This is a genomic window from Flavobacterium limnosediminis JC2902 (assembly GCF_000498535.1).
GTDB classification, from domain to species: domain Bacteria; phylum Bacteroidota; class Bacteroidia; order Flavobacteriales; family Flavobacteriaceae; genus Flavobacterium; species Flavobacterium limnosediminis.
Genome location: NZ_AVGG01000051.1, coordinates 1 through 1,429, shown reverse-complemented (window position 1 = coordinate 1,429; position 1,429 = coordinate 1). Strand labels below are relative to the sequence as shown.

Sequence of the window (1,429 nt, the reverse complement as noted above, 5' to 3'; positions counted from 1 at the left end):
AACGTCCCGCCAGCTTGCTGCAGGTGGGGGATTGGTTACCCAAAACTATCGATTTAAAACTGATTTTCCAAACACAAAACCAACATTAAATTTAGCCTTAAAGCCCCACTTGCTGCAAACTGCTGTTAACGGCTGCCTTCCTTGAGTTCCTATATTTCTTTTCATAGTAAGGATTTTTCTCTATATGCTTAATAAATATATTCTCGCAGTTAAGAGTTTTAACTTTGCAGTTAGGAAATATATACTCGCAGTTAAGAGTTTTAACTTTGCAGTTAGGAAATATGTACTCGCAGTTAAGAGTTTTAACTTTGCAGTTAGGAAATATGTACTCGCAGTTAAGAGTTTTATCTTCGCAGTTAGGAAATATATACTCGCAGTTAAGAGTTTTAACTTTGCAGTTAGAAAATATATACTCGCAGTTAGGAATTTTATCTTTGCAGTTAGGAAATATATACTTGAAGTTAGGAGGTCTAAATTCGCAGTAAAGAGTTTTCTCTTTGCAGTACAAATAAATCTAATTGCGGAAAGTTAATTTTACTCGCAGTCAAAAACTAATCTCCGTAATTTCTTTGAGTTCGCTAACCAACTAAATCACATCGTTTTCACGTCTCGTCACGTCGGTTGCCGTTAACGTCCCGTGGCTTTGCGAAGTTTGGGGAATAGTTAGCCCAAATGTATGATTTTAAGATAAAGTTTACAAATACAAAACCAACTTTAAATTAAGCCATAAAGCCCAAATTTCGCAAAACCACTGTTAGCAACAGTATTTTTTCTTTTAATTTAAATCTATATTCTGTTTGATCTCTTCGTATAAATCTCCAGAAATATCAATTCCAAATTTGATATTTTTTACAACCATGTTTTTCGTTACATATATTCTGCTTGGATTTACGAACATGTTTAGTTTATTTGTTTCTTTTTCGTCAACAATATATATTGAATTATAAAAGGGTTTTATCTTTTCAATAGTTTTATTAATTGCTTCTGAGTCTTTAATATCATCTGCAGTTCTTTTTATTAAACAAATTACAGGAACACGTTTATTCTCGGTACTAAATTTTTTATATGATTTTGGAAAAATATCAGTTATGCATTCAATGCCAAAACCACAATATACATCACTAGAAATTAAAATAAAATCATTATCAAACTTATCTAATTCATCCAAAAAATTTTTCTTTTGATTTGCAATATTCCGGACTACAATATTTGGTAAAGTTTTTCCGATTGTATTTTTTATTACAGAATCATTTAGTAATATATTTAGTTTTTCATTTTCCTCTACTGTTAATCCATTTTTTGCCGCTTCTAATCGAATTTTAGCAGTATCAATTTCTATTATAGGGTTGTCATACTTGTTGCACGAAATTGTTAGCCAGAATAAAAGGTTGAGTGTAAGGATTTTTTTTGACATAATATTGTTGCTAAC

2 protein-coding genes are annotated in these 1,429 nt (G+C 30.8%); one reads left to right on the top strand and one right to left on the bottom strand.

Features of this window, described 5'->3' with window-relative positions:
- Positions 1–184 precede the first annotated feature (184 nt).
- Positions 185–532, top strand: coding sequence for a hypothetical protein (locus FLJC2902T_RS15580; protein WP_035679352.1), 348 nt, complete (start codon positions 185–187; stop codon positions 530–532).
- A gap of 243 nt (positions 533–775) precedes the next feature.
- Here FLJC2902T_RS15580 and FLJC2902T_RS15575 read toward each other — a convergent pair.
- Positions 776–1,429 (bottom strand): hypothetical protein (locus FLJC2902T_RS15575; protein WP_035679349.1); only part of this gene is annotated, 654 nt, incomplete at its 5' end.

Coding starts and splice junctions, on each gene's coding strand:
- FLJC2902T_RS15580 (WP_035679352.1), top strand. CDS start 185: ATGCTTAATAAATATATTCTCGCAGTTAAGAGTTTTAACTTTGCAGTT.